Annotated in this window: 21 protein-coding genes; 17 read left to right on the top strand and 4 right to left on the bottom strand. The window is 69.4% G+C overall.

All coding sequences use genetic code 11. From position 1 onward, the window contains the following. Positions 1 to 62 precede the first annotated feature (62 nt). Positions 63 to 1,352, bottom strand: a complete 1,290-nt coding sequence (hemL, locus tag N7L95_RS19865) for a glutamate-1-semialdehyde 2,1-aminomutase (protein WP_301256980.1) — start codon at positions 1,350 to 1,352, stop codon at positions 63 to 65. Beyond that, positions 1,342 to 2,262, bottom strand: coding sequence for a bifunctional hydroxymethylpyrimidine kinase/phosphomethylpyrimidine kinase (thiD, locus tag N7L95_RS19870; RefSeq protein WP_301256981.1), 921 nt, complete (start codon positions 2,260 to 2,262; stop codon positions 1,342 to 1,344). The genes hemL and thiD overlap by 11 nt, the downstream gene beginning before the upstream one ends. A gap of 156 nt (positions 2,263 to 2,418) precedes the next feature. Here thiD and N7L95_RS19875 point away from each other — a divergent pair, with 156 nt between their 5' ends. The 7 genes from N7L95_RS19875 (at position 2,419) to N7L95_RS19905 (ending at position 14,161) form a co-directional block, all read left to right on the top strand. Then, a complete protein-coding gene (locus tag N7L95_RS19875; RefSeq protein ID WP_301260194.1) occupies positions 2,419 to 2,571 on the top strand; it encodes a rubredoxin in 153 nt (50 codons plus the stop codon). Positions 2,572 to 2,613: 42 nt separating this feature from the next. After that, complete coding sequence (locus N7L95_RS19880) at positions 2,614 to 3,015, top strand: response regulator (RefSeq protein WP_301256982.1); 402 nt, start codon at positions 2,614 to 2,616, stop codon at positions 3,013 to 3,015. Positions 3,016 to 3,107: 92 nt separating this feature from the next. Beyond that, positions 3,108 to 3,473 (top strand): response regulator transcription factor, encoded by a 366-nt coding sequence (locus N7L95_RS19885; RefSeq protein ID WP_301256983.1) that lies wholly within the window; start codon positions 3,108 to 3,110, stop codon positions 3,471 to 3,473. A 60-nt stretch (positions 3,474 to 3,533) separates the two neighbouring features. Continuing rightward, positions 3,534 to 4,073 carry a chemotaxis protein CheW gene (locus N7L95_RS19890; RefSeq protein WP_301256984.1) on the top strand — a complete coding sequence of 180 codons (540 nt, stop codon included), beginning with the start codon at positions 3,534 to 3,536 and terminating at the stop codon, positions 4,071 to 4,073. A 27-nt stretch (positions 4,074 to 4,100) separates the two neighbouring features. Further along, positions 4,101 to 6,422 (top strand): methyl-accepting chemotaxis protein, encoded by a 2,322-nt coding sequence (locus N7L95_RS19895; RefSeq protein WP_301256985.1) that lies wholly within the window; start codon positions 4,101 to 4,103, stop codon positions 6,420 to 6,422. A 103-nt stretch (positions 6,423 to 6,525) separates the two neighbouring features. After that, on the top strand, positions 6,526 to 13,062 hold the full coding sequence (locus N7L95_RS19900; RefSeq protein ID WP_301256986.1) for a FimL-related protein: 6,537 nt from the start codon (positions 6,526 to 6,528) through the stop codon (positions 13,060 to 13,062). 70 nt (positions 13,063 to 13,132) lie between these two features. Further along, complete coding sequence (locus N7L95_RS19905) at positions 13,133 to 14,161, top strand: GGDEF domain-containing protein (RefSeq protein WP_301256987.1); 1,029 nt, start codon at positions 13,133 to 13,135, stop codon at positions 14,159 to 14,161. Positions 14,162 to 14,215: 54 nt separating this feature from the next. On the opposite strand, the gene N7L95_RS19910 is transcribed toward N7L95_RS19905, so the two are convergent. Beyond that, a complete protein-coding gene (locus N7L95_RS19910; protein WP_301256988.1) occupies positions 14,216 to 15,703 on the bottom strand; it encodes a cryptochrome/photolyase family protein in 1,488 nt (495 codons plus the stop codon). Between the two features lie 114 nt (positions 15,704 to 15,817). On the opposite strand from N7L95_RS19910, the gene N7L95_RS19915 reads away from it, so the two are divergent. From N7L95_RS19915 to N7L95_RS19940, 6 genes are read left to right on the top strand one after another with little or no spacing between them, the layout of a single operon-like run. After that, positions 15,818 to 16,399, top strand: a complete 582-nt coding sequence (locus N7L95_RS19915) for a YqgE/AlgH family protein (RefSeq protein ID WP_301256989.1) — start codon at positions 15,818 to 15,820, stop codon at positions 16,397 to 16,399. Beyond that, complete coding sequence (gene ruvX / locus N7L95_RS19920) at positions 16,396 to 16,812, top strand: Holliday junction resolvase RuvX (protein WP_301256990.1); 417 nt, start codon at positions 16,396 to 16,398, stop codon at positions 16,810 to 16,812. The genes N7L95_RS19915 and ruvX overlap by 4 nt, the downstream gene beginning before the upstream one ends. After that, the gene (gene pyrR, locus N7L95_RS19925) at positions 16,809 to 17,315 is read left to right on the top strand and encodes a bifunctional pyr operon transcriptional regulator/uracil phosphoribosyltransferase PyrR (RefSeq protein ID WP_301256991.1); all 507 of its coding nucleotides are present in this window, start codon (positions 16,809 to 16,811) and stop codon (positions 17,313 to 17,315) included. The genes ruvX and pyrR overlap by 4 nt, the downstream gene beginning before the upstream one ends. Before the next feature lie 33 nt (positions 17,316 to 17,348). Continuing rightward, positions 17,349 to 18,311, top strand: a complete 963-nt coding sequence (locus N7L95_RS19930; RefSeq protein ID WP_301256992.1) for an aspartate carbamoyltransferase catalytic subunit — start codon at positions 17,349 to 17,351, stop codon at positions 18,309 to 18,311. Between the two features lie 8 nt (positions 18,312 to 18,319). Further along, a complete protein-coding gene (locus N7L95_RS19935; protein WP_301256993.1) occupies positions 18,320 to 19,627 on the top strand; it encodes a dihydroorotase in 1,308 nt (435 codons plus the stop codon). Between the two features lie 14 nt (positions 19,628 to 19,641). Then, positions 19,642 to 20,388, top strand: a complete 747-nt coding sequence (locus tag N7L95_RS19940) for a lysophospholipid acyltransferase family protein (RefSeq protein ID WP_301256994.1) — start codon at positions 19,642 to 19,644, stop codon at positions 20,386 to 20,388. Between the two features lie 57 nt (positions 20,389 to 20,445). On the opposite strand, the gene gpmA is transcribed toward N7L95_RS19940, so the two are convergent. Then, positions 20,446 to 21,189: a 2,3-diphosphoglycerate-dependent phosphoglycerate mutase gene (gene gpmA / locus N7L95_RS19945; RefSeq protein WP_301256995.1), complete on the bottom strand. Its 744-nt coding sequence runs from the start codon at positions 21,187 to 21,189 to the stop codon at positions 20,446 to 20,448. A 125-nt stretch (positions 21,190 to 21,314) separates the two neighbouring features. Here gpmA and N7L95_RS19950 point away from each other — a divergent pair, with 125 nt between their 5' ends. The 4 genes from N7L95_RS19950 to N7L95_RS19965 all read left to right on the top strand — a co-directional run bounded on the left by N7L95_RS19950 (position 21,315) and on the right by N7L95_RS19965 (position 23,663). Continuing rightward, positions 21,315 to 21,731 carry a rhodanese-like domain-containing protein gene (locus N7L95_RS19950; RefSeq protein ID WP_301256996.1) on the top strand — a complete coding sequence of 139 codons (417 nt, stop codon included), beginning with the start codon at positions 21,315 to 21,317 and terminating at the stop codon, positions 21,729 to 21,731. 43 nt (positions 21,732 to 21,774) lie between these two features. Then, the gene (grxC, locus tag N7L95_RS19955; RefSeq protein WP_301256997.1) at positions 21,775 to 22,041 is read left to right on the top strand and encodes a glutaredoxin 3; all 267 of its coding nucleotides are present in this window, start codon (positions 21,775 to 21,777) and stop codon (positions 22,039 to 22,041) included. Positions 22,042 to 22,177: 136 nt separating this feature from the next. Further along, the gene (secB, locus tag N7L95_RS19960; protein ID WP_301256998.1) at positions 22,178 to 22,666 is read left to right on the top strand and encodes a protein-export chaperone SecB; all 489 of its coding nucleotides are present in this window, start codon (positions 22,178 to 22,180) and stop codon (positions 22,664 to 22,666) included. 16 nt (positions 22,667 to 22,682) lie between these two features. Further along, positions 22,683 to 23,663 carry an NAD(P)H-dependent glycerol-3-phosphate dehydrogenase gene (locus N7L95_RS19965; RefSeq protein ID WP_301256999.1) on the top strand — a complete coding sequence of 327 codons (981 nt, stop codon included), beginning with the start codon at positions 22,683 to 22,685 and terminating at the stop codon, positions 23,661 to 23,663. The last annotated feature ends 59 nt before the right edge of the window (positions 23,664 to 23,722 follow it).

Raw genomic sequence — 23,722 nt, forward strand, 5'->3', positions numbered from 1 at the left:
CGCCCGAAAAAAACGGGCCCCGCGGGCCCGTCAATGGATGGAGAAACTGGAGCGTCCGCCGCTCAGCTGCGCAGTGCGGCTGCGGCCGCGGCCACCGTGGCGTCGATGTCGGCCGCGCTGTGCGCCGCGCTGACAAAGCCGGCTTCATAGAGCGCCGGTGCCAGGTAGATGCCTTGTTCCAGCATGGCATGGAAGAAGCGGTTGAAGCGCTCCTTGTCGGTGGCCATGACTTGACTGTAGTGCTGCGGCAGCTCGGGCCCGAAGAAGAAACCGAACATGCCGCCCTCGCTGTCGCCGCAGAAGGCCACGCCGGCCTGCCGCGCGGCCTGCTCCAGGCCGGCCACCAGGCGCCGGGTGCTGTCGGCGAGTGCGTCGAAGAAGCCGGGCTTCTGGATCTCGCGCAGCGTGGCCAGGCCGCAGGCGGTGGCCACCGGGTTGCCGGACAGCGTGCCTGCCTGGTAGACCGGCCCCACCGGCGCCAGCTGCTGCATGATCTCCGCCGGCCCACCGAAGGCGGCCAGCGGCATGCCGCCACCGATCACCTTGCCGAACACGCTGAGGTCCGGGCGGAAGCCGGGCAGCTGGCGGGCATACAGGCCCTGCGCGCTGTGCAGGCCGACCCGGAAGCCGGTCATCACTTCGTCGAACACCAGCAGCGCGCCATGCTCGGTGCACAGCTCCCGCAGGCGCTGCATGAAGGGCAGGGCGGCGCGCACGAAGTTCATGTTGCCGGCGATCGGCTCGATCATCACGCAGGCGATGTCCTGGCCGTGCAGCGCAAAGCTCTCCTCGAGCTGGGCGATGTTGTTGTACTCCAGCACCAGCGTGTGCTGCACCACCTCCGGCGGCACGCCGGCGCTGGTGGGGTTGCCGAAGGTGGCCAGCCCCGAGCCGGCCTTGACCAGCAGGGCGTCCGCGTGGCCGTGGTAGCAGCCTTCGAACTTGATCAGCTTGGCCCGGCCGGTGGCGCCACGCGCCAGGCGGATGGCGCTCATCGCGGCCTCGGTGCCGGAGCTGACCAGGCGCACCTGCTGCATCGAGGGCACCAGCTTGAGGATTTCCTCGGCCAGTTCGATCTCGCGCTCGGTGGGCGCGCCGAAGGAGAAGCCCTCGGTGACGGCCTTCTGCACGGCCTCGAGCACCGCCGGGTGGCCGTGGCCAAGGATCATCGGTCCCCAGGAGCCGATGTAGTCGATGTAGCGCCTGCCTTCGGCGTCAAACAGGTAGGCCCCCTGGGCCCGGCTGATGAAACGCGGCGTGCCGCCGACTGAGCGGAAGGCGCGCACCGGCGAGTTGACGCCGCCCGGGATGACGCGCTGGGCGCGTTCGAACAAGGCGGTATTAGTGGACATGGCGGGGATCGTTGGGCGCCTCGAATTCGCTGCCGGCGGCCAGCTCCTCGTCTTCGGCCGGCGGCTGGGCCCAGAAGAAGCGGTCCGGCACCACCGAGCCCATGCCGGGGCGGAAGCCGGCATCCAGCGTCTGGTCGAGGAAGGCGAGTGCTTCCGAGCAGGCCATGTGCAGCTCCGCACCGTTGGCCAGCATGGCGGCCAGCGCGGCGGCCAGCGTGTCGCCCGCGCCGACGAAGGAGGTGTCGAAGCGCTCGAATTTCTCGCCGGTGATCGGGCCCTCGGCCGAGGCCAGCACGTTGTCGACGTACTGGTCCGGCAGCTGCACGCCGGTCACCAGCACGAAGCGCGCGCCATGCTCGCTGGCGGCGCCGGCCAGCTCGCGCGGCGAGGCGGGGCGGTCGGCCTCCCACTCGGGCAGCAGGAAATCGGTCAGGGTCTTGTGGTTGCCGACCAGCACCTCGGTCTGCGGCAGCACCAGCTCGCGGAAGGCCTCGTGATAGGCCTCATGGTCGGCTTCCTCCATCCACGACAGATTGGGAAGGTAGGCCACCAGCGGCACGTCGGGGTAGTCGCTGAGCACTTCGGCGGTAGCGCTCACTCCCTCGGCGCTGCCGAGGAAGCCGACCTTCCAGGCCGAGATGGCGGCGTCTTCCAGGATGCTGCGGGCCTGCTCGACGATGGCGTCCTCGTCGATGGCATGGTGGTCGAACACCTCGGCGGTGTCGCGCAGCAGCACGGCCGTGACGACCGGCAGCGCATGCGCCCCCATCGCCGAAATGGTGGCGACGTCACCGCCCAGGCCACCGGCGCCGCTCGGGTCGTTTGCATTGAAGGTCATCACGCAGGCCGGCCCGGTCATGTCCTGGGCGTCGTCTTGCGTCAATTCGGGAGAGGTGGGATCGGTGGTCATGAGCAGCCGGTTCGGCGGGCGGGTCGGTTACAAAGTCTACGTGAACAATCACGTGTAAGTTCGCACAGACCCACGTAGTTTGGTGTCTTCGTAAGGCTACAATGACTCGCATCATTGTAGTGAAACTGATACAAAGTGAGCGAGTCTCGAACTTGGATGTGCCTGATTTGCGGATGGATCTATGACGAGGCCGCTGGCGACCCGGAGCATGGTATCGCGCCCGGAACGCCTTGGGCTGCCGTCCCCATGAATTGGACCTGCCCTGAATGCGGCGCCCGCAAGGAGGACTTCGAGATGGTGCAGATCTGATTGCCACAATCACGCTACGGAAGTCGTTGAGGAGAGGGCTCTGTGAGCAGCGACAACGCTACATCGGTGGATACAGCCACCAAAGTGCTGGTCATCGATGACAGCAACACCATCCGCCGCAGTGCGGAGATCTTCCTGAAGCAAGGGGGCTATCAGGTGGTGCTTGCAGAAGACGGTTTCGACGCGCTGGCCAAGGTCAATGACCATGAGCCGCAGCTGATCTTCTGCGACATCCTGATGCCTCGTCTCGACGGGTATCAGACCTGCGCCATCATCAAGCGCAATCCCAAGTTCGCGCAGGTGCCGGTCATCATGCTGTCCTCGAAGGACGGCCTGTTCGATAAGGCCCGCGGCCGCATGGTGGGCTCCGAGGATTACCTGACCAAGCCGTTCACCAAGGACCAGCTGCTCCAGGCCGTGGAGCAGTACAGCCGGGTGGCTTGAGAAGTACGTACAGGGCGCCCGCGGCGCCCTTCTGCACGAAACCGTTGAAGTAGTAGAAGTCCGCCTGTGGCGGACGGAGCGAGGAAAGAGCCATGCCAGTCAAGAAGATCCTGTTGGTCGACGACTCCAAGACCGAACTGCACCACCTGTCGGAGCTGCTGACCAAGAAAGGGTATGCGGTGCGCACCGCCGAGAACGGCGAAGAGGCGATGCGCCGCCTGGGCGAGGAAAAGCCCGACCTGATCCTGATGGACGTCGTGATGCCCGGCCAGAACGGCTTCCAGCTCACGCGCGCGATCACGCGGGACCCCAACTTCGCCGACGTGCCGGTGATCATGTGCACCAGCAAGAACCAGGAAACCGACAAGGTCTGGGGCATGCGCCAGGGCGCGCGCGACTATGTCGTGAAGCCGGTGGATGCCGACGAGCTGATCGCCAAGATCCGCGCCTTCGACTGAGCTTGAGGCTCGGCACGGGTTATCTAGGCGCCAGACCACACAGGGACACAGGCAAGACGAATGGCGAAAAAAGAAGCGCTGCGAGAGTTGCAAAGCCGGCTGGCCGAACGTTTGCAGGCCGCCCGCACCGAGGCCCGCACCGCGAACTGGCTGGCCGTGGAGTCGGCCGGCCATGGGTTCCTGCTGCCCTTGTCGGACGCAGGCGAGATCTTCCCCTTTTCGGCCCACGCGCCGGTGCCGCACACGGCGCACTGGTTCCTGGGCGTGGCGAACTTGCGGGGGGGGCTGCACGGTGTGGTGGACCTGGCGGGCTTCCTCGGATTCAGGAACACCGCGGCATCGGTCGCGCCGTCCGAGAACGTGCGCGACCAGGCCCGCCTGGTGGCTTTCAATCCGATGCTGGAAATCAACTGCGCACTGCTGGTGGAGCGGCTGGCCGGACTGCGCGGCAAGGAACAACTGCAGCTGGAGCCGGACGAGTCGCGCGACAAGCCGGGCTTCGTCGGTGGGCTCTACCGCGACGGCCAGGGTCGCAAGTGGCAGGAACTGAGCCTGGGCGCGTTGGCCTCCGACGAGGCCTTTTTGAAGATTGTGGGCTGAGGCCCGGGACGTGAGCTAGAGGGATATATGGGTTTCATCAACAAGCTTAAAGGTTCGGGCAAGAAGTCCTTGGCGGGCGGCTCGCCGGATACCCCGGAGGATGAGGTCTCCCCACGGCTGGACGATCTCCCGCTGCCCGGGGCCGACGGCACGCTGGCCTTCGATCGCGCTGGCGCGTCGACGGTGAGCCAGGACTCCTCCATCATCTCCGAGGCGGCGCCTTCGGAGATGCCCGGCGAATTCGCCGACACCCGCATGCAGCAGGCCGGCCGTGAAGGCGGCCACCATGTGGCGGTGCCGCTGATCGGCCACCTGTCGCTGGCGACACAGCAGCGTTTGCTGGGCGGCATGACGGTGGCCGGCCTGGTGGGCCTGGTGCTCGTGACGGTGTTGTCCCAGACCGCCGCGAACAAGGTCGCCGAGCAGGTGCGGGCTTCCGGTCAGGCGCTGATGCAGTCGCAACGGCTGGCGAAGTCGGTGTCGCAGGCACTGATCGGCAGCCCGCAGGCCTTCCCCGAAGTGAAGGAAAGCACCTCCGTGCTGGCGCGCGACGTGCGCGGCCTGAAGAACGGCGACCCCGGCAGCGGCCTGGCGGCCGCGTCCTCCGAGGTGCAGACCACGCTGGAGCCGCTGGTGCTGCTGGTCGACCGCGCCGAGAAGAACGCCAACACCGTGTTGTCGCAGCAGCAGATCCTGACCCAGGTGGGCCAGGCGCTGCGCGCCATCAACCGCCAGTCGTCGGACCTGCTGGAAATCGCCGAGACGGTGGCGTCGCTGAAGCTGCAGCAAAACGCCTCGCCGGCCGAAATTTCTGCCGCCGGCCAGCTGGTGATGCTGACCCAGCGTATCGGCAAGTCGGCCAACGAATTCCTGACGATGGAAGGCGTGAGCCCCGAGGCCGTGTTCCTGCTGGGCAAGGACTTGAACTCCTTCCGCGAGATCGCGCAGGGCCTGTCCGAAGGCAGCCCGGAACTGCGCCTGCCCGGCACCCGCGACGAGCAGACCAAGGAGCGACTGGACGCGCTGCTGCAGCTCTATGAGCAAACCCGCACGCAGGCCGGCGCCATCCTGGGCAACCTGCAGGGCCTGGTGTCCGCACGTGAAGCACAGGCGGCCATCATTGCCGACAGCGAGCCGCTGCGTAAGGGCCTGGAAACGGTGCAGGAACGCCTGTCCGGCGAGGCCGGCTTCGGCACGCAGAACGTGGCCTTCCTGGTGATCTCGGTGGCGCTCGCGTTGCTGGGTATCGGTGGCCTGGCCTATGTCTACCTGCAGGACCAGCGCCAGCGGACCATCTTCGCCGAACAGCAGCGCCAGGAAGCCGAGCGCCAGGAGCAGGAAGCCAAGCGCGTCAACGACGCCAACCAGGCCGCCATTCTCCGGCTGATGAACGAGCTGCAGACGGTGGCAGAGGGCGACCTGACGCAACAAGCAACGGTGACGGAAGACATCACCGGCGCCATCGCCGACTCGGTGAACTACACGGTGGAAGAGCTGCGCTCGCTGGTGTCGCAGGTGCAAGGCACGGTGTCGCGCGTGACGGAAACCACGCAGCAGGTCGAGGCCACCTCGACCGAGCTGCTGGCGGCGTCGACCGAGCAGCTGCGCGAGATCCGCGACACCGGTGAATCGGTGCTGCAGATGGCGAGCCGAATCAACGAAGTGTCTGCCCAGGCACAGCAGTCGGCCCAGGTGGCGCGCCAGTCGCTGGAAGCGGCCGAGTCCGGTCTGGCGGCGGTGCAGAACACCATCGGCGGCATGAACGCCATCCGCGACCAGATCCAGGAAACCTCCAAGCGGATCAAGCGGCTGGGCGAATCGTCGCAGGAGATCGGTGAAATCACCGAGCTGATTTCCGACATTACCGAGCAGACCAACGTGCTGGCCCTGAACGCCGCCATCCAGGCCGCGTCGGCCGGTGAAGCGGGTCGCGGCTTCTCGGTGGTGGCCGAGGAAGTTCAGCGGTTGGCCGAACGCTCGGCCGACGCGACGCGCCAGATCGCGGCCCTGGTGAAGACCATTCAGACCGACACCCAGGACGCGGTGGGCGCCATGGAGCGCTCCACCCAGGGTGTGGTCGAAGGGGCCCGACTGTCCGACGCGGCCGGTACCGCACTGGGCGAGATCGACAAGGTGTCGCGCCAGCTGGCCGAGCTGATCGAGCAGATCTCCGCACAAGCATCCCGAGAGGCCGAGTCCGCCAACGTGGTGGCCGGCAACATCCAGCACATCTTCGCCGTGACCGAGCAGACCGGCGAAGGGACTCGCTCCACCGCACAACTGGTGCGCGAGCTGTCCAAGAGTGCGGAAGAACTCAAACAGTCGGTGTCACGCTTCAAGATCGGCTGAGGCCGCTAGCGATCGAGGGGCGGCGCTGCCGCCCCTGCGTGCATTTGGACAAGCTATTTTCGGGAGGCAGGACCTCCCGGCACTATTCCCGACGGGGCACTGGATGGACAGTAACCGCGACACGATCAAGAGCGACGACCTGAGCTCCCTGGCCTGGGTGCACGAGGAGCTGCGCAAGTCGCTCGAGGCGGCGCACAAGGCGCTCAGACGATTTCTGAAGGAATCCGAGGGCGTGCTCGGCTCCGACGTCGACGATGTCGACCCGGCCGTGCTGCGCACGGCACGCCAGCAATTGCACCAGGGCGTGGGCGCCCTGGAGCTGGTCGGCATGCCGTCGGCAGCCGCGGTGCTGCGCGCCTCCGAGGCCGCAGTGCAGCGTTTCGTGCAGAAACCCCAGAAGCTCAATGCCGCGGCGGTCGATGCGATCGAGAAGGCCTCCTTCGGCCTGCTCGATTTCCTGCAGCGGGTCTTGGCCGGCCGCAAGATCTCGCCGGTGGCGCTGTTCCCGCAATACCGCGCGGTGCAGGAGTTGGCCGGTGCCGACCGTGTCCACCCGGCGGACCTGTGGAGCGTGGACTGGCAGTGGGTGGAGCTGCCCACCGCGTCCGACGCGGTGGTGCGCCAACCCGATGAAGCGACCCGCTCCGAGCTGGAGCGCCTGCTGCTGACGCTGATGCGCGGTGCCTCGCCGGCGGCCGCCAATCGAATGAGCGACGTCTGCTCGGGCCTGGGTGCCAGTGCGGCCAACCCTCAGGTGGCCACCTTCTGGAAGCTGGCGGCGGCCTTCTTCGAGGCCCAGGCCAAGGGGCTGCTGAAGACCGACGTCTACAGCAAGCGGGTCGCCTCGCGCATCCTGGCCCAGTTCACCATGCTCGAGCGCGGCGAATCCGCCGTGTCGGACCGCCTGGCGCAAGACCTGCTGTTCTTCTGTGCGCAGTGCCCGCTGCCCGCCGACGGCTCCGCGCCGCGGCTGTCCGCGGTGCGCCAGGCTTACGGCCTGGTGGAGCATCCGTCTGTCAACTACGAGGTGTCGCAGCTCGGCCGCTTCGATCCGGGCCAGCTGGTGCAGGCGCGCAAGCGTGTCGCCGCGGCGAAGGACTCCTGGTCGGCGGTGGCCGGTGGCGAAATGCACCGCCTGCCCAGCCTGAACGAGCAGTTCAGCCTGGTGGGCGATTCCCTGCGCAAGATCTATCCGGCCGGCGAAGCGCTGGCCGACGCACTGCAGGCCGCAGTGCAGCAGACGGTGGACAGCCACGCCAGCCCGGTGGCCCCGCTGGCAATGGAAGTCGCCACCAGCGTGCTCTACCTGGAAGCGTCGCTGGAGGATGTCGACTTTGACCATCCCGAGCAGGAAGCCCGCACCACCCGCCTGGCGCAGCGCATCGAGTCGGTGCGCAAGGGCCGCTCGCCCGAGCCGCTCGAGCCCTGGATGGAAGACCTGTACCGCCGGGTCTCCGACCGCCAGACCATGGGCAGCGTGGTGCAGGAGCTGCGCAGCTCCCTGACCGAGGCCGAGAAGCAGATCGACCTGTTCTTCCGCAACCCGGCCGACCGCAGCGTGCTGGTGACCGTGCCGAAGCAGCTGACGGCGATGCGCGGCGTGCTGTCGGTGCTGGGCCTGGACCAGGCCTCGCAGGCGGTGCTGAAGATGCGCGAGGTGGTCGACGAGATGATCGCCACCGAAGTCGACCCGGTGCGTGCCGCCGAGACCGGCACCTTCGACCGGCTGGCCGGCAACCTGGGCGCGCTCGGTTTCCTGATCGACATGCTCAGCTACCAGCCGCAGATGGCCAAGTCGCTGTTCGTCTTCGATGCGGCGAGCGGTGAGCTGAAGCCGGTGATGGGTCGTGCCGAAGGCGCTGCCACGGCGCCCGAAGCGGGCCCGGTGACCCTGGTCGAACCCCGCCTCATCGAGCAGGCGCAGACCCTGGCGGAAGCGGTGGTGCGCGAGGACGTGCCGCTGGAGACGGTGTCGGCCGAGCTGGCCAAGCTGTCGCAGGAAGTGGTGGTGGCCGATCAGCCGGCCCTGATTGCTTCCCTGTCCAGCGCGCAAGACGTGGTGGCCCAGGTGGAAGCCGGCCAGGTCGACGTGCAGGAAGCGCGCGAACAGGTCGCCCAGGCGATGGCCGACTTCGTCTCCACCGCCTCCGAGGCGGTGGCGCTGGAGCCGCTCGCGATGCCGGCCCCGGCGCCGGCTCCCGTGCCACGCCCGTCGCCGGCCCCGGCCACCAGTTCGGGCCTGGAAGAAGACGACGAGATGCGCGAGATCTTCCTGATCGAAGCGCAGGAAGTGATGGCCACGGCCGGCGAGGCGCTCGACCGCCTGGCCAGCACGCCGGACGACATCGAGCAGCTGACCGCGGTGCGCCGCTCCTTCCACACCTTCAAGGGCAGCGCCCGGATGGTGGGCCTGAATGACTTCGGCGAGGCCGGCTGGGCCTGCGAGCAGCTCTACAACAGCTGGCTGGCCGAACAGCGGCCGGCTGACGAGACGCTGCGCGAGCTGACCGCTGAAGTGCTGGAATACATGGCCGCCTGGATCGGCGAGATCGCCGACCGTGTGCCGCCGACCCACCACAGCGCGCCGGTGCGCCGCGTGGCCGATGCGCTGCGGCTGGAAGGCCGCCGCCTGTCGCTGCAGGACGCTGCGCCGCCGCCCGCCGTGGTCGCCCCGGTGCTGGCGCCGGTGCCCGCCGCGCCGGTGGCCGAGCCGGTCGAGCCGGTGGTGGCCGAGGCGCTCCCGCCTGTCGAGGCGCCTGCCCCGGCCGAAGCCCCGGCGCTGCCGGAAATCACCGACCTCGAACTGGACCTGTCCGCCTTCGAGGGCGGCGCTGCCACGCCGGAGCCGGCGGCCGAACCGGCCCTGGAGCTGCCCGGCACGCTCGAACTCGACGAGGCGGAGGCCCCGGTCGAAGTGCCCGCTGCCGAACTGGAGGAGCTGCCGCCCGAGCTGCTGCAGGCCTTCGAGGCCACCCGGCCGGCGGAGGAAGCCCCGGTCGCCGAAACGCCGGCTGCCGGCGTGCCGAGCCTGGACATCGACTTCAACCTCGACCTGCCCGGCCTGGAAGCCAGCAGCGCCGACTTCGCCGCCGACGCCGGTGCCGAGCTGGTCGCCGCGCTGCGCGGCGCCGGCGAGCCGGTGCCGCCGTTGCCCGACAACGTGGTGCCGCTGCCGGTGTCCCGCGCCGAGCCGCCCGAAGCCGAGCAGCCGGAGGCCGAGCTGCCCGAGGCCGAACTGCCGGCCACGCCGGAGCCCATCAGCGACCAGGTCAAGGTGGTCGGGCCGCTGCGCATCAGCATCCCGCTGTTCAACATCTACCTGACCGAAGCCGACGAACTGTCGCGCCGCCTCACCACCGAGGTGGCCGAGTGGGCGATGGAACTGCACCGCCCGGTCGGCGAGACGCCGGTCGCGCTGGCACATTCGCTGGCCGGCAGCTCCGCCACCGTGGGCTTCACCGACCTGTCGCAGCTGGCCCGCCAGCTCGAGCACGCACTGATGCGCTCGCAAGCGCTGGGCAGCGGCAGCACGGACGAGGCCCGCCTGTTCGTGGACGTGGCCGAGGAAATCCGCCACCTGCTGCACCAGTTCGCCGCCGGCTTCCTGAAGGAGCCGTCGCCGGCCCTGCTGGAGCGCCTGGCCGCGCACGAGATCGAATCGGCCCGCCTGCTGGAAGCGATGAACGCCCGCCTCGACGGCGACACGCCCAGCACCACCGGTGGCTTCGACAGCGTGCAGGGCTCGCTGGACGAAACGGCCGAGCCGGCCCTGTCCGAAGCCGCGCCGCTGCCGGACGTCGAGGCGCTGCCTGCCGCCGACCTGGAGCTGCCCATCGAGGCCGAGCCGGTCGCCGAAGAAACGCAAGCGCCGATCGAAGCCGCGGCGCCGCCAGCAGTCACCGAGCCCGAGGTCGAGGCCGACGCACAGCCGCTGCTGCCCGAGACGGTCGAGCCCTTCGAGCCGGCCGCCGACGCACTGGCCGAGGCCAGCCCGCTGCCGCCCATCGAGCTGCCCCAGGCCCCGGCAACGCCGGAGCCGGTGGCCGTGCTGCCGGAGCTGGGCCGGACCGAGCTCAAGCAGCTGTCCGCGCTGGAAACCCCGACCTCGCTGCCGACCCATGTCACGGGCCTGCCGGGCGGCATCGACATCGACGACGACATCGACCAGATCGATGCGGTCGACGACGACCTCTTCCCGATCTTCGAGGAAGAGGGCCAGGACCTGCTGCCGCAGCTCGGCAGCCAGATGCGCGACTGGGTGGGCGAGCCGCAGGAGTTCAAGCACGCCAACGCCTGCATGCGCACGCTGCACACCTTCAAGGGTGGCGCCCGCCTGGCCGGTGCCATGCGCTTGGGTGAAATGGCCCACCGGCTGGAAACCGCGATCGAGCGCCTGCTCGTGCGCGGCGACGTCACTGCGCCCGACCTCGACCCGCTGCAGGCGCGCGTGGATGCGCTGACCGCGGTGTTCGACGCGCTGCGCGCCAATGACGCCCAGGCCTATGCCGATGCGACCGCCGCCATCCCGATGACGCCGCAGGCCGCGCCGGCCCCCGAGGCCGCGCCGCCGGTGGCACCGGTGTTCGAGCCGCTGCCCAGCGCCTCCGCGCTGCCGCCGGCCGCCGGCGTGCCGGCGCTGGCGCCGTCGCTGCCGCAGCCGCAGCCGCTCGGCGCTGCACCGGGCACGGCCATCGACTGGTCGCGCTTTGCCGGTCGGTCGATGGCGGGCACGGCGCCCGCGGTGCGGGGCACCGGCGGTGCCAGCCATGCCGCAGTGCGGGTGCGTGCCCAGCTGCTCGATCGCCTGGTCAACCAGGCGGGCGAGGTGAGCATCACGCGCGCCCGCCTGGAATCGGAAGTCGGCCAGATCAAGGGTTCGCTGTCCGACCTGACCGACAACCTGGAACGTCTGCGCCAGCAGCTGCGTGACATCGAGCTGCAGGCCGAGACGCAGATGACCTCCCGCATGGAGGCGGCCAAGGCCGAGGGCAACAGCTTCGATCCGCTGGAGTTCGACCGCTTCACCCGCTTCCAGGAACTCACCCGCATGATGGCGGAGTCGGTCAACGACGTGGCCACCGTGCAGCGCACGCTGCAGCGCACGCTGGAGACGGCCGAGGACGAGCTGGCCGCCCAGGCCCGCCTGACGCGCGACCTGCAGGACGACCTGCTGCGTACCCGCATGGTGGAGTTCGAGGGCCTGTCCGAGCGGCTGTACCGCGTGGTGCGGCTGGCTGCGAAGGAAACCGGCAAGCAGGTGCGGCTGGACATCGTCGGCGGCTCGATCGAAGTCGACCGCGGCGTGCTGGAGCGGATGACGGGCGCCTTCGAGCACCTGCTGCGCAACAGCGTCACGCACGGCGTCGAGGCACCTCAGCTGCGCGCCGAGGCGGGCAAGGACCCGGTGGGCACCATCGTCGTGGCGGTGCACCAGGAAGGCAACGAAGTCTCGATCGAGTTCCGCGATGACGGTGCCGGCCTGAACCTCGGCCGCATCCGCCAGCGTGCACTGGCCATGGGGCTGCTCGACGCGGCCGCCGAGCCGAGTGATGCCGAGCTGGCCAACCTGATCTTCATGCCCGGCTTCTCGACGGCCGAGACGGTCACCGAGCTGGCCGGCCGCGGCGTCGGCATGGACGTGGTGCGTTCCGACGTCAACGCGATGGGCGGCCGCATCGAAACGGCCACCAGCGCCGGCCAGGGCACCAGTTTCAAGCTGGTGCTGCCGCTGACCACCGCGGTGACGCAGATCGTGATGCTGCGCTGCGGCCAGCTGACGGTGGGCGTGCCCTCGCACCTGGTCGAGATCGTGCGGCGTGGCTCCGCCGAGGAGCTGGGGCGCTGCTACGAGTCGGGCAGCTACAGCATGGGCGAGCAGCTGGTGCCGTTCTTCTGGCTGGGTGCCTTGCTGCAGTCCAGCGGCCGTGGCACCGAGATCGGCCGCTCGGTGCCCATCGTCGTGGTGCGCAGCGCGCAGCAGCGCGTGGCACTGCACGTCGACGAAGTGCTGGGCAACCAGGAAGTGGTGGTCAAGAACCTCGGTCCCCAGCTGTCGCGCCTGCCCGGCCTGGCCGGCATGACGCTGCTGGCGTCCGGTGCGGTGTCGCTGATCTACAACCCGGTGGCGTTGGCCACGGTCTACGGCGACGCAGCCCGGGCCATGACGCAGGCGTCCCTGCACCTGCCGGCCGGCGAGGCCGCCGCCCAGGCCGCCGCGATGGCCCAGGCCCTGCAGCCGGAAGCCCCGATCGCGCCGCTGGTGCTGGTGGTGGACGATTCGCTCACCGTGCGCCGCGTCACCCAGCGCCTGCTGACCCGCGAGGGCTACCGCATCTCGCTGGCCAAGGACGGCCTGGAAGCGCTGGAGCGGCTGGCCGAGGAACGCCCGGCCGTGGTGCTGAGCGACATCGAGATGCCGCGCATGGACGGTTTCGACCTGGTGCGCAACATTCGCGGCGATGCACGGCTGGCTCACCTGCCGGTCATCATGATTACCTCGCGAATTGCCCAGAAGCACCGGGACTATGCCGCGGAACTCGGGGTCAACCACTACCTCGGAAAACCGTATAGTGAGGAAGAGTTGCTGGCCTTGATCGGTCGCTACACTGCCGACATGACGGCGGCGGACGTGGTGTCCTGAGACGGACCGGTCTGCAGCGCCCGCCGCCCTGCGGTGGCGGGCGCCATCCCCGCCTCGCTGAAGCCTGCCCATGACCACTGCCATCGACCACCTTGCCGCGCTGACGGGCTATCGCGATCGCGACCTTCTCGACGTCACGCTTGCGCATGCCCTGATGGACCTGCTTCATCCCTGCGGCGTGCGGGTGCACAAGCTGGTCGGCGAGGCCGGCCAGCAGCGATGGCTTCTGCGTGCCCGGCTTGACGAAGGTCAGGTGGCGGCGGTCTCCGACCCACCCTGGGTGGCCTTCGAGGACCTGCCGGACCGCGCCAGCGAGCCCCTGCTCAGCGAATGTGTGGACAACCAGGCGGTGGTGGTCGGCCAGCGCGGCGACCGGCACCTGCTGCTGTTCCCGCTGTTCGCCGAAGCCGACGCGATCGGGGCGGTGGAAATCAGCACGCCCGAGCCGGTGGCCGAGGCGACGCAGCGCATGGTCAACAGCATCCTGCGCATCTACCGCAACTTCAACGGCTTGCTTGACTACAGCGAACGCGACACGCTGACCGGCCTGCTCAACCGCAAGACCTTCGACGAAGCCTTCCTGAAGACCGCCCACGCCCAGGCCGCCAGCGCCGGCGCAGCGGCTGCCGGCCGGCGCAGCGACACGCCCACCAGCCATTGGCTGGGCGTGGTCGACATCGACCATTTCAAGCAGGTGAACGACCGCTATGGCCACCTGATCGGTGATGAAGTGCTGCTGCTGGTGGCGCGCATCCTGCGCAGCACCTTCCGCTTCCAGGACCGGCTCTACCGCTTCGGCGGCGAGGAATTCGTCGTGTTGCTGCGCTGCGGTGGCGAAGACGATGCCACCGCTGCCTTCGAACGGCTGCGCCAGAACATGGCCAGCTACGCCTTCCCGCAGGTCGGCCAGGTGACGGCGAGCGTCGGCTTCACCGAGGTGCTTGCGGGTGATGCGCCCAGTGCCGCCTTCGAGCGGGCCGACCAGGCGGTCTATTACGCCAAGCAGCATGGCCGCAACCAGGTCTGCGGGCACGGCGACCTGGTGCGCCGGGGTCTGCTCAAGGACGCCACCAAGGTCGGCGACATCGAGCTGTTCTGAGCCGGCCGCCCCCACCTGCGTTTGCACAGCCCGGCCTGCCCGGGCTGTGGCGTTTCAGGCGGTCTTGCTCACCTGCCGCACCGCCGCGTAACGCTGCAGCGTGCGCTGGCGCGCCTCCTCGTGCGACACGATGGGCTCCGGGTAGTTCTGCCCGAGCTGCAGGCCGGCAGCCGCCAGCTCCACCGGGCGCGCCAGCCAGGGCGCGTGGAGGGCCGCATCGGGCAGCCGTGCCAGCTGCGGCAGGTAGCGGCGAATGAACTTGCCCTGCGCGTCGAACTTCTGGCTCTGGCTGACCGGATTGAAGATGCGGAAGTAGGGCTGCGCGTCACAGCCGGTCGAGGCGGCCCACTGCCAGCCGCCGTTGTTCGAGGCCAGGTCGTAGTCGTTGAGCTGGCGGGCGAAGTAGCGCTCGCCCCAGCGCCAGTCCACGCCCAGGTCCTTCACGAGGAAGCTGGCCGTCACCATGCGCAGGCGGTTGTGCATGTAGCCGGTCTGGTTCAGCTGGTGCATGGCCGCGTCCACCAGCGGGTAGCCGGTCCGCCCCTCGCACCAGGCGGCGAACAGCTTCTCGGCATGCTTGCCGTGCTCGAAGCGCAGCGCGTCGTATTCCGGCTTGTAGCTGTGGGTCACCACTTGTGGGTGGTGGTGCAGCACCTGGTGGTAGAAGTCGCGCCAGATCAGCTCCGACAGCCACACCTCCGCCCCCCGCGAGCCGGCGCGCATGCGGTCCCAGGCCAGGCTGGCCGCCTCGCGGATCGACAACGTGCCGAAGCGCAGGTGCACCGACAGGTAGCTCGGGCCCTTGAGCGCCGGGAAGTTGCGCGTTTCCTCGTAGCGGTCGATGCGCTCCAGGAAATCGTCCATCAGCTGCTCGGCGCCGCTCATGCCGGTGGGAATCTGCAGCTCGTGCAGGTTGGTCGGCTCGAAGCCCAGCGCCTTCAGGGTCGGGGGCGGGCGGCCCCAGGGTTGCGGCCGCGGCGCCAGCGCCGCGGCATGGCGCGCCACCGGGTAGGGCCGCAGGTAGAAGCCGTCCAGCCGCTTCAGCCAGGCGGTCTTGTAGGGCGTGAACACGCTGTAGCAGGTGCCGGCGGCGGTCAGCACCTCGTTCGTCTCGAACACCACCTGGTCCTTCGAGGTGTGCAGCATGATGCCCAGGTCGGCCAGGTGGCCCAGCACCTTGGCATCGCGCTCGCGCGCGGCCGGCTCGTAGTCGTGGTTGGCATACACGGCCTGCACGTGCAGCGCATCGGCCAGCCGGGGGATCTCCTCCACCGCGCGGCCGTGCAGCACGATCAGCCCGCCGCCAGGCCGGCCCGCGGCGTCGGCCAGCGCCTGCAGGGCCTGGTCGAGCTCGGCCACGCTGTCACGGATGAACTCCACGCGCCGGTCGGCACGCGGCAGCTCGTCCAGGATGTCGGTGTCAAAGACGAACACGCACCAGACCTGGCGGGCGGCCTTCAGCGCGTGGTACAGCGCCGCATGGTCGCGCACCCGCAGGTCGCGGCGGAACCAGACGAGGGCGGCATCGAGTGATTTCTCCATCGGCCGCATCTTGGCAGAGGTCGGCCCATCGTGGCGTTGCCCGCGCAAGGCGCCGGCGCCGCAATGCCGCGCCGGCGGGAAGGATCGCGCGCCAACAGGCTCTAGAATGAGGCCATGGCCGCCGACCCTGCCAGCATCAACCTCACCAACCAGTTCCTCATCGCCATGCCCGGCATGGCGGACGACACCTTTGCCGGTGCCGTTGTCTACCTGTGCGAGCACACCGAGAAGGGGGCGCTGGGCCTGGTCATCAACAAGCCGATCGACATCCGCCTGCGCAACCTGTTCGAGAAGGTCGATCTCAGCCTGGACCGTCCCGACCTGGCGGAAGCGCCGGTCTATTTCGGCGGCCCGGTGCAGACCGAGCGCGGCTTCGTGCTGCACGAATCAGCCGGCGGCGCGCTGCACTACAGTTCCTCGCTGCCCATCCCCGGCGGCCTGGCCATGACAACCAGCAAGGACGTGCTGGAGGCGCTGGCCAGCGGCGGCGGCCCGAGCAAGGTGCTGGTCACGCTCGGCTACAGCGGCTGGACCGCCGGCCAGCTGGAAGACGAGATCGGCCGCAACGGCTGGCTCACCGTGTCGGCCGTGCCCGAGGTGATCTTCGACACGCCGGTCGAGCGGCGCTACGAGCGGGCCCTGGCGCTGCTCGGCATCCACCCCGGCATGTTGACGCAGGAGGTGGGGCACGCATGAGCGACCTGCCCCCGGCCTTCCAGCGTCCCCAGACTTTCCTCGCTTTCGACTTCGGCCTCAGGCGGGTCGGCGTGGCGACCGGCAATTCGCTGACCGCCGGCGCCGAGCCGCTGCGCACCGTGGCCGCCGAGGGCGATGCGCGCTTCGCCGCCATCGGCAAGCTGGTCGCCGAATGGCAGCCGGACGCGCTGGTGGTGGGCGTGCCCTTCCACCCCGACGGCGCCGAGCACGAGAACACCCGCCGCGCCCGGCGCTTCGCGCGGCAGCTGCACGGCCGCTTCCGGCTGCCGGTGCACGAGGTCGACGAGCGCTACACCACCACCGAGGCGCTGGCCGGCGGCGCGCGCGATGCCGACGCTGCCTCGGCCTGCCTGATCCTGCAACAGTTCTTTCGCGAACGGACCGCACCATGAGCACTTTGCTTCTCGACGCCGAGGCGCTGTACCTCGACCTGCAGGCGGGCGTGCGCCCGCTGCTGCGCCCCGGCGTGGCGTTGGTGGGCATCTGGTCGGGCGGTGCCTGGCTGGCCGAGCGCCTGCAGCGCGACCTGCACCTGGACGGCGAGCACGGCGTGATCTCCAGCGCCCTGCACCGCGACGACTTCGGCTCCCGCGGCCTGGCCGCCGGCGCCGACCACACCCGGCTGCCCTTCGACGTCAACGACCGCCATGTGCTGCTGATCGACGACGTGCTCTACACCGGCCGCACCACCCGCGCCGTCATCAACGAGCTGTACGACTTCGGCCGGCCCGCCAGCGTCACGCTCGCGGTGCTGGTGGACCGGGGCGGCCGCGAGCTGCCGATCCAGCCCGCCTTCTCGGCCGCGCGCGTCTCGCTGCCCGGCACCCAGCGGCTCTCGCTCGCCCGTGACGAGCACGGCCGCTTCAGCTTCGACATCAAGACCCTCGAGCTCTAAGCCGCTCGAAGAGGACATCCCACAGAGGACGCCATGCTCTACAAGCGCAACCCCCAGCTCAACAAGAACGGCGAGCTGATCCACCTGCTGTCCATCGAGGGGCTGCCCCGGCCGGTGATCCACCACATCCTGGACACTGCCGAGACCTTCCTGAGCGTCAACGAGCGCGAGGTCAAGAAGGTGCCGCTGCTGCGCGGCAAGAGCGTCTTCAATCTGTTCTTCGAAAACAGCACCCGCACCCGCACCACGTTCGAGATCGCGGCCAAGCGCCTGAGCGCCGACGTGCTCAACCTCGACATCGCGCGCTCGTCCACGGCCAAGGGCGAGAGCCTGCTCGACACCATCGCCAACCTGAGCGCGATGCATGCCGACATGTTCGTGGTGCGCCACGGCGAGTCGGGCGCGCCCTACCTGATCGCCCAGCACTGCGCGCCGCACGTGCATGTGGTGAATGCCGGCGACGGCCGGCACGCCCACCCGACGCAGGGCCTGCTGGACATGTACACGATCCGGCACTTCAAGAAGGACTTCACCCAGCTCACGGTGGCCATCGTCGGCGACATCGTGCATTCGCGCGTGGCGCGCTCGGACATCCATGCCCTCACCACGCTGGGCGTGCCCGAGGTGCGGGTGGTCGGCCCCAAGACCCTGGTGCCTGGCGACCTGAAGGAGATGGGCGTGCGTGTCTGCCACGACATGAAGGAAGGCATCCGCGACGCCGACGTCATCATCATGCTGCGCCTGCAGAACGAGCGCATGAGCGGGGCGCTGCTGCCGTCGGCCGGCGAGTTCTTCAAGAACTTCGGCCTCACGCCCGAGAAGCTGGCGCTCGCCAAGCCCGATGCCATCGTGATGCACCCGGGCCCGATCAACCGCGGCGTCGAGATCGACTCGGCGGTGGCCGATGGCAAGCAGAGCGTGATCCTGCCGCAGGTGACCTTCGGCATCGCGGTGCGCATGGCGGTGATGTCCATCATCGCGGGCAACGAGGCGTGAGAACCCCTATGAAACTCCTGATCAAGAACGGCCGCCTCATCGACCCCGCCAGCGGCCGCGACGCCCCCGGCGACATCGCCATCGCCGGCGGCCGCATCGTCGCCATCGGCTCGGTGAGCCCCGACTTCCAGGCCGACCGCCAGATCGACGCCTCCGGGCTGGTGGTGGCGCCTGGCCTGGTGGACCTGGCCGCACGGCTGCGCGAGCCGGGCTACGAGCATGAAGGCATGCTCGAGAGCGAGATGGCCGCCGCCGTCGCCGGTGGTGTCACCAGCCTCGTCTGCCCACCCGACACCGATCCGGCGCTGGACGAGCCCGGACTGGTCGAGATGCTGAAGTTCCGCGCCCGCAACCTTAACCAGGCGCGCCTCTACCCGCTGGGGGCGTTGACGCGCGGCCTGCAGGGCGAGGTGCTGACCGAGATGGCCGAGCTGACCGAGGCCGGCTGCGTCGGCTTCTCGCAGGCCGAGGTGGCGCTGGAGAACACCCAGGTGCTGCTGCGTGCACTGCAGTACGCGGCCACCTTCGGCTACACGGTGTGGCTGCGCCCGCAGGACCCGCACCTGGGCAAGGGTGTCGCCGCCAGTGGCGCCGTGGCGACCCGGCTGGGCCTGTCCGGCGTGCCGGTGACGGCCGAGACCATCGCACTGCACACCCTCTTCGAGCTGGTGCGCGTCACCGGTGCCCGCGTGCACCTGTGCCGCCTGAGCAGTGCCGCCGGGGTCGAACTGGTGCGCTCGGCGAAGGCCGAGGGACTGCCCGTGACCTGCGACGTCAGCATCAACCACCTGCACCTGACCGACCTGGACATCGGCTACTTCAACGCCGACATGCGCCTCACGCCGCCGCTGCGCCAGCAGCGCGACCGGGACGCCATCCGCGCCGGACTGGCCGACGGCACCATCGACGCGCTGGTCAGCGACCACACCCCGGTCGATGACGATGCAAAGACCCTGCCCTTCGGCGAAGCCGAGCCGGGCGCCACCGGGCTGGAACTGCTGCTGAGCCTCGCGCTCAAGTGGGGCCAGGAGTCGCAGGTCGACCTGCGCCGCACGCTGGCCGTGCTCACCTGCGAGCCGGTGCGCGTGATCGGCGAGGCGCTCGGCTCGCTCGCCTCCAGCACCGGGCGCCTGGTGGAGGGCGGCCTGGCCGACCTCTGCCTGTTCGACGCCGAGGCTCGCTGGCAGGTGACGCCTGCCATGCTGCAGAGCCAGGGCCGCCACACGCCCTTCACCGGCTACGAGTTGCCCGGCCGGGTGCGCTGGACGGTGGTGGCTGGCCAGGTCGCCTTCGAAGCGCGCGACCGCGCTGCCTGAAGGCAGCCGCCTCCATGTCGCGTTTCGTTCGCGGGGCCTGGCGCTTCGCCCGGGTGCTGCTGCAGGTGCTGCGCGGCCTGGCCCTCGTGCTGCTGCGCTTCGAGCGCCTCGATGCCCATCAGCGCCGCGAGCAGGTCCTGCGCTGGTCGCAGCAGCTGCTGGCGGCCGCCGGCGTGCGGCTGGTGGTGGACGGCCAGGCACGCCCCGGCGCCAAGCTGTTCGTGGCCAACCATGTGTCCTGGCTCGACATCGTGGCCATCAATGCGGTGGCGCCGGCGCGGTTCGTCTCGAAGGCCGAGGTGCGGCGCTGGCCGCTGCTGAACCGGCTGGTCGATGCCGGCGGCACCCTCTACATCGAGCGCGAACGCCGGCGCGATGCGCTGCGTGTGGTGCACCAGGTGGCCGAAGCGCTGCAGGCCGGCCAGACGGTGGCGGTCTTCCCCGAAGGCACCACCTCCGACGGCCACGGCCTGTTGCCTTTCCATGCCAACCTGCTGCAGGCGGCCATCGCCAGCGAGACGCCGGTGCAGCCGATCGCGCTGCGCTACAGCGACGCGCGGCACGCTGTCAGCCCGGCCGCCGCCTACATCGGGCAGATCAACCTGGTCAGCTCGTTGTGGCGGGTGCTCACCGCCGACGACCTGCAGGTGCGGGTGAGCCTGCTGACGGCCGAAGGCAGCCGCCACCTGGACCGCCGCGCACTCTCCGATCGGGTGCGCGAGCAGATCCGCGAACGGCTGGAGGCCGGCGACGGCGCGTGACGCGCCAAAAGAAAGGGGCCCGTCGGGCCCCTTCTTGCTTCCACAGCGGTCGGCGACTCAGGCCTTGCCCTGCTTGGCCACCGCGGCTGCGGCGCGGGCAGCGGCCTCGGCGTCGCCCAGGTAGTAGTGCTTGATGGGCTTGAGGTCGGCGTCCAGCTCGTAGACCAGCGGGATGCCGTTGGGGATGTTGAGGCCGACGATCTCGTCGTCCGAGATGTTGTCCAGGTACTTCACCAGCGCGCGGATGCTGTTGCCGTGCGCCGCCACCAGCACGCGCTTGCCGGCCTTGATGGCGGGCGCCATCGATTCGTTCCAGAACGGCAGCACGCGGGCCACCGTGTCCTTCAGGCACTCGGTCAGCGGGATGTCCTCGGGCTTCAGGCGGGCGTAGCGGATGTCGCTGCGCTCGCTGCGCGGGTCCTTGGCGTCCAGGGCGGGCGGCGGCGTGTCGTAGCTGCGGCGCCAGACCAGCACCTGCTCGTCGCCGTACTGCTTGGCGGTCTCGGCCTTGTTCAGGCCCTGCAGGGCGCCGTAGTGGCGCTCGTTGAGGCGCCAGGAATGCACCACCGGCAGCCAGGTGCGGTCCATCTGGTCCAGCGCATGCCACAGGGTCCACACCGCGCGCTTGAGCACCGAGGTGTAGGCCAGGTCGAACTCGTAGCCTTCGGCCTTCAGCAGCCGGCCCGCTTCCTTGGCCTGCTCGACGCCGGTCGGGGTGAGCTCCACGTCGGTCCAGCCGGTGAAGCGGTTTTCCAGGTTCCAGGTGGACTCACCGTGGCGGATGAGTACGAGCTTGTACATGCAGGGTCTCCAGGCAGGATGAAGGATCTCGTCGGCGCCTTGCCGCCGGGGGTGCCGTCGCGGCAAAGCCCGAAATTCTATAATCCACGCCCTCAAGCCACCTTCCACTACGTCCGGGCCCTCACGTGAAATTCCTGATCGACAACTGGTACCTCGTCCTTGCCGCCTTCGTGTCCGGGGGGCTGCTGGTGTGGCCTGCGCTGACCCGTGGCTCGCGTGCCGGCGGCGTCACCCCCGCCCAGGCGGTGATGATGATCAACCGCGAGAAGGCGGTGGTGGTGGACGTCAGCGAGCCCAGGGAATATGCCGCCGGCCACGTCGCCGGCTCGCGCAACGTGCCGCTGGCCAACCTCGAATCAGCCGGCAAGGAGCTGCCGTCCAACAAGGCCCTGCCGCTCATCCTGGTTTGCGCCACCGGTGCACGCGCTTCGCGCGCCGTCGCTACCCTGAAGAAGCTGGGCTACCAGAACGTGCAGCCGCTCGGCGGCGGCTTGGCAGCCTGGCGGGAAGCGAACCTGCCGATCGAGAAGTCGGCGGCCTGAGCCGGCCGGCCTTGTCGGCGAGCCAAACACCGAAGGACTCCGCATGCAAGCAGTGAAGATGTACACCACCCTGGTGTGCCCGTATTGCCAGCGCGCCAAGATGCTGTTGAAGCAGCGCGGCGTCGGCGACATCGAGGAAGTGCGCGTCGACCTCAACCCGGGCGAGCGCGACCACATGATCCAGCTCACCGGCCGCCGCACCGTGCCGCAGATCTTCATCGGCGACACCCATGTCGGCGGCTGCGACGACCTGATCGCGCTGGACCAGCGCGGCGGGCTGATGCCGCTGCTCAACGGCGACCCGGCCTGAGGGCCGGCGGCCGGCCGCGGCTCGCGCGGCGCTTGATACACCTTGCAGCCCGGCCCGGTGGGGCTCGGCCATAATGCGCGACGCAGCCCGCACCACTTTCGGTTGCGGGCTTTTCGTTTGAGGACGACACCACATCATGGCCGATCAAGAATCCAACCCCGTGTTCCAGATCCAGCGCATCTACACCAAGGACCTGTCGCTCGAGCAGCCGAACTCGCCGCAGATCCTGCTGGAGCAGGAGCAGCCGCAGGTCGACATCAACCTGGGCCTGGAAGCCCAGCCGGTGGCCGACGGCATCTATGAAGTCGCGGTGGTGGCCACCGTGCACACGAAGCTGAAGGACAAGACGCTGTTCCTGGTCGAGGCCAAGCAGGCCGGCATCTTCGAGATCCGCCACATCCCCGAAGAACAGCTGAGCCCGATCATCGGCATCGCCTGCCCGCAGATCGTCTACCCCTACCTGCGCGCCGTGGTGGCCGACCTGATCAGCCGTGCCGGCTTCCCGCCGGTGCACCTGGCCGAAGTGAACTTCCAGGCCATGTTCGAGGCCCAGCAGCAGCAACAGGCGCAAGCCCAGGCGGCCGCAGCCAACGGTGGCGGCGCGCCCACCATCGCCAAGGCCTGATCGCCCGACGCCCCCGATGAACCTCACTGTTCTGGGGGCCGGTGCCTGGGGCACGGCGCTGGCCATCAGCGCGGCGCCCCGCCACCCGACCCTGCTGTGGGCCCGCGATGCGGCCCAGGCGTGGCAGATGCAGGCCGAGCGCCGCAACAGCCGCTACCTCCCTGAAGTTGAGTTGCCCGAGGCACTGCAGGTCGAAGCCGACCTGCAGGCCGCGCTTCGCCATGCCGAAGGGGGCCTGCTGGTGGTCGCCACGCCGATGGCCGCCTTGCGCAGCACGCTGGCGGTGCTGCCAGCCGAGGCGCATGTGTGGTGGCTGTGCAAGGGCTTCGAGGCTGGCACCGGCCAGCTCGGCCATGAAGTGGCCCGGGAGGTGCGGCCGCGGGCCCACGCCGGTGTGCTGTCGGGCCCCAGCTTCGCGCTGGAAGTGGCACGCGGGCAGCCGACCGCGCTGGTGGCCGCCAGCGCCGACGAAGGCCTGCGCGAGCGCGCGGTGGAGGTCTTCCACAGCGACGCGCTGCGCATCTACACCAGTGCCGACCCGGTCGGCGTGGAGGTGGGGGGCGCGGTGAAGAACGTGCTCGCGATCGCCACTGGCATTGCCGACGGCATGAACGCCGGGCTCAACGCCCGCGCCGCGCTGATCACCCGCGGGCTGGCCGAGATCACCCGGCTGGGGCTGGCGCTGGACGCGCGTGCCGAGACCTTCATGGGCCTGAGCGGCCTGGGCGACCTGGTGTTGACCGCCACCGGCGAGCTCTCGCGCAACCGGCAGGTGGGGCTGCGGCTGGCCCGCGGCCAGGCGCTGCCGCAGATCCTGCAGGAGCTGGGGCATGTGGCCGAGGGCGTCTACAGCGCCTCGACCGTGCTGCGGCGGGCCCGGGCCTGTGGTGTCGAGATGCCCATCACCGAGGCGGTGGTGCAGGTGATCGACGGCAGCCTGACACCGCCGCAGGCCCTCGAACAACTCATGGGCCGGGGCGCACGCCCGGAGTGGTGAGCCCTGCAGCGGTCGGCCCGGTCTTCACCTCCTCCTGCCATGCAACGTCGCCAGATCCT

The organism is Eleftheria terrae, assembly GCF_030419005.1.
In the GTDB taxonomy this organism is placed as follows: Bacteria; Pseudomonadota; Gammaproteobacteria; order Burkholderiales; family Burkholderiaceae_C; genus Caldimonas; species Caldimonas terrae.